This window comes from Streptomyces sp. WELS2 (assembly GCF_013870595.1).
Classification (GTDB): domain Bacteria; phylum Actinomycetota; class Actinomycetes; order Streptomycetales; family Streptomycetaceae; genus Streptomyces.
The window spans coordinates 1-3,246 of record NZ_JACBWZ010000711.1; the positions used below are offsets into that span (position 1 = coordinate 1).

A 3,246-nucleotide genomic window follows, 5' to 3' on the forward strand; every position below is an offset into this window, starting at 1 on the left:
GCGGGCCGTGCGGATCACACCGGTGGGCGAGCAGGTCCTGTCCGACCTGCTCGGCATCCCGCCCGGTGCGCTGCGGTGAGGGCCGGCGTCAGAACACCACGACCGCCCGGCCCCCCTTGCCCGCGAGCATGTTGTCGAAGGCCGCCGGGATGTCCTCCAGGGTGATGCGGTCGGTGACCAGGACGGAGAGGTCGAGGCGGCCCTGCCTGATGTGGTCCGCGAGGACGGGCACGTCCCGGGAGGGGTCCGTGTTGCCGTAGACGCAGCCCGACAGGGTGCGGCCCCAGTGGAAGAGCTCCAGGGCGTTGAAGGTGACCTGCTGGTCCTTGCCGCCGATGCCGACGACCGTGGTCCGGCCGCCCCGGCGGGTGGACTCCCAGGCCGCGCGGATGGAGACCGCGCGGCCCACGCACTCCACGGCCGCGTCGACGCCCTGCTTGCCGGTCAGGGCGCGGATCTCGCGGGGCGTGGTGTCGGAGGCGAGGACGTAGTCGGTGGCGCCGGCCGCGCGGGCCAGCTCCTCCTTGGCGGGCGAGACGTCGACGGCGATGATCCGGGACGCGCCCGCGATCCGGGCCGACTGGAGCGCGGCGAGCCCCACTCCGCCGACGCCGAACACGGCGACCGTCTCGCCGGGCCGGACCCCCGCCGAGTAGTGGACGGCGCCGTAACCGGTGAGCACCGCGCAGCCCAGCAGGGCGGCGTCGACGGGGTCCACCCCGTCCGGCACCGGCAGCACACAGGAGGCGGAGACCACCGTCTCCTCGGCGAACGCGGCCACGTTCAGGCCGGGGTGCAGCTCGGTGCCGTCGGCGGTGCGGGCGTAGACGTCGGCGGAGCCGTTGAGCGCGTTGGCGCACAGCCAGACCTCGCCGAGGGTGCAGGCGTGACAATGTCCGCAGGAAGGCGCCCAGTTGAGCACCACGGGGCTGCCGGGCGCGACATGGGTGACGCCCTCGCCGACGGCGATCACCGTGCCGGCGCCCTCGTGGCCGAGGACGGCCGGGACCGGCACCCGCATGGTGCCGTTGGACAGGGACAGGTCGGAGTGGCAGACGCCGGCGGCGGCGAGGCGGACCCGGACCTGTCCGGGGCCGGGGTCGGGCAGCTCGACGGCGGTGATCTCCAGCGGGGCACCGACGGCGGGCAGGACGGCGGCTCGTACGGCCATGGTCGCGGACTCCTCAGAACTGGAGGGACTTGGTCTGCAGGTACTCGGCGAGTCCGTGGCTGCCGAGTTCCCGGCCGACGCCGGACTGCTTGTAACCGCCGAAGGGCGCGAGGGGGTTGAACCGGCCGCCGTTGATGTCGACCTGCCCGGTGTCCATGCGGCGCGCGAAGGCCACCGCCTCGGCCTCCTCGGCGGCCCAGACCGCGCCCGCGAGGCCGTACACCGTGCCGTTGGCGATGCGCAGGGCGTCCTCCTCGTCCTCGTAGCGCAGGATGGTGAGGACCGGGCCGAAGATCTCCTCCTGGGCGATCGTCATCTCCGGGGTGACGTCGGCGAAGACGGTCGGGCTGACGAAGTAGCCGCGCTCGCGCGGGGCTTCGGGGCCGCCCGCCACCAGCCGGGCGCCCTCGGCGATGCCCTTCTCGATGTAACCGCGCACCCGCGCCTGCTGCCTGGCGCTGACCACCGGGCCGATCCGGTCGCCGTACTTGGCGGCGGCGGTGGCGGCCAGCTCGACGGCCTCGGCGTACTGGTCGCGATGGACCAGCATGCGGGTCCAGGCGCTGCACGTCTGGCCGGAGTTGGACATCACGTTGGCGACGCCGACGTTCACGGCGCGGGCGAGGTCGGCGCTGGGCAGGATGACGTTGGCCGACTTGCCGCCGAGCTCCAGGGCGACCTTCTTCACGGCCGCGCCGGCCACCGCGCCGATGTGCCGGCCGACCGCGGTGGAGCCGGTGAAGGAGACCAGGTCGACGCCGGGATGCTCGGCGAGGGCCTGCCCGGCGACCGGGCCGAGGCCGGTGACCAGGTTGAACACGCCCGCGGGCACGCCCGCCTCGTGCACCGCCTCGGCGAACAGCTGGGCGACGAGCGGGGTGTCCTCGGCGGGCTTGAGGACGACCGTGCAGCCGGCGGCGAGGGCCGGGGCGACCTTGGCGACGATCTGGTGGAGCGGGTAGTTCCACGGGGTGATCGCGCCGACCACGCCGATGGGCTCGTGCAGGACCGTGGAGTTGCCGACCTTCTCCTCGAAGGAGTGCGTCGCGGCCAGTTCGGCGAAGGAGGCGGCGACCGCGAGGGGCACGGCCGCGTGCACGGCCTCGGAGAACTTCGGCGGCGAGCCCAGCTCGGCGGTGACCGTCCCGGCGATCTCGTCCTTGCGCCCGTCCAGGGCCTGGTGCAGGGCGGCGAGGCGGGCGGCGCGCTCGGCCGGGGGTGTGGCGGCCGAGCCGGGCAGGGCGGTGCCCGCGGCCCGTACGGCGGTGTCGACGTCCAGCGCGCCGCCCGCCGGGACCTTGCCGATGACCTGCTCGTCGGCGGGGTTGACGACCTCGATCACCTCCCCGCTCGCGGCGGGGCGCCAGGCGCCGTCGATGTACAGGGCGTCATGTGCCTTCATGCTGTGTCCTCCCGGCGGGTCCACGTCGTCCGGCACACAAACTAGCGGTGATAGTTTTGTGGCGCCAGACATTCCCGGGCCATGGGCCCGCCGGGACATCATGGCCGACGGCCCGGCCGGCGCGGACGCCGAGTCCGCCGCACGGCCGGGCCGCCGCTTTCGCCGGATGCCGGTCACCGAGGCCGGCCGGCCGGGTGCCCGTCGCCGGCCGTGCCGGGTACGCCCCGCCGGTCACCTCGCCGCGGTCAGATGGGCGAAGACCACCACGTTGCTGGTGTAGCCGGTGCGCCGGCTGAACAGGCCGCCGCAGGTCATGATCCTCAGCTCCGGGCGCCCGGTCGCGCCGTAGACCTCCCGGTCCGGGAAGCCGGCCTTGTCGTAGACCTTCACCCGGTCCACGGAGTAGACGGCGGTGCGTCCGTCCGCCCGCCGCACCTCGACGGTCTTGCCGGGCTCGACCTGGGCGAGGCCCGCGAACACCGCGGGTCCGCTGCGGGTGTCGCGGTGGCCGACGGCGACCGCGGTGCCCGTCTCGCCCGGCGTGGGGCCGCCCTCGTACCAGCCGACCAGCCGGGGCTGGTCCACCGGCGGGGTCTCCAGCTCCCGTTCGGCGTTCAGGCGGAGCGGCACGACCGGGGCGTCGATCCCCAGGGAGGGCACGCGGAAGGAGGTC

General features: G+C 74.5%; 3 protein-coding genes. All 3 read right to left on the reverse strand.

Annotated features, from left to right (window positions below):
- Positions 1–88: 88 nt before the first annotated feature.
- Positions 89–1,171 carry a Zn-dependent alcohol dehydrogenase gene (locus tag H5J33_RS28565; protein ID WP_181797716.1) on the reverse strand — a complete coding sequence of 361 codons (1,083 nt, stop codon included), beginning with the start codon at positions 1,169–1,171 and terminating at the stop codon, positions 89–91.
- 13 nt (positions 1,172–1,184) lie between these two features.
- On the reverse strand, positions 1,185–2,573 hold the full coding sequence (locus tag H5J33_RS28570; protein ID WP_181797717.1) for an aldehyde dehydrogenase family protein: 1,389 nt from the start codon (positions 2,571–2,573) through the stop codon (positions 1,185–1,187).
- Positions 2,574–2,804: 231 nt separating this feature from the next.
- The coding region (locus H5J33_RS28575; RefSeq protein WP_181797718.1) for a class F sortase at positions 2,805–3,246 on the reverse strand (442 nt) is incomplete at its 5' end.

Bases quoted from the DNA above. Each gene is read 5' to 3' on its own strand.
- H5J33_RS28565 (WP_181797716.1), bottom strand. From the start codon at position 1,171: ATGGCCGTACGAGCCGCCGTCCTGCCCGCCGTCGGTGCCCCGCTGGAG.
- H5J33_RS28570 (WP_181797717.1), bottom strand. From the start codon at position 2,573: ATGAAGGCACATGACGCCCTGTACATCGACGGCGCCTGGCGCCCCGCC.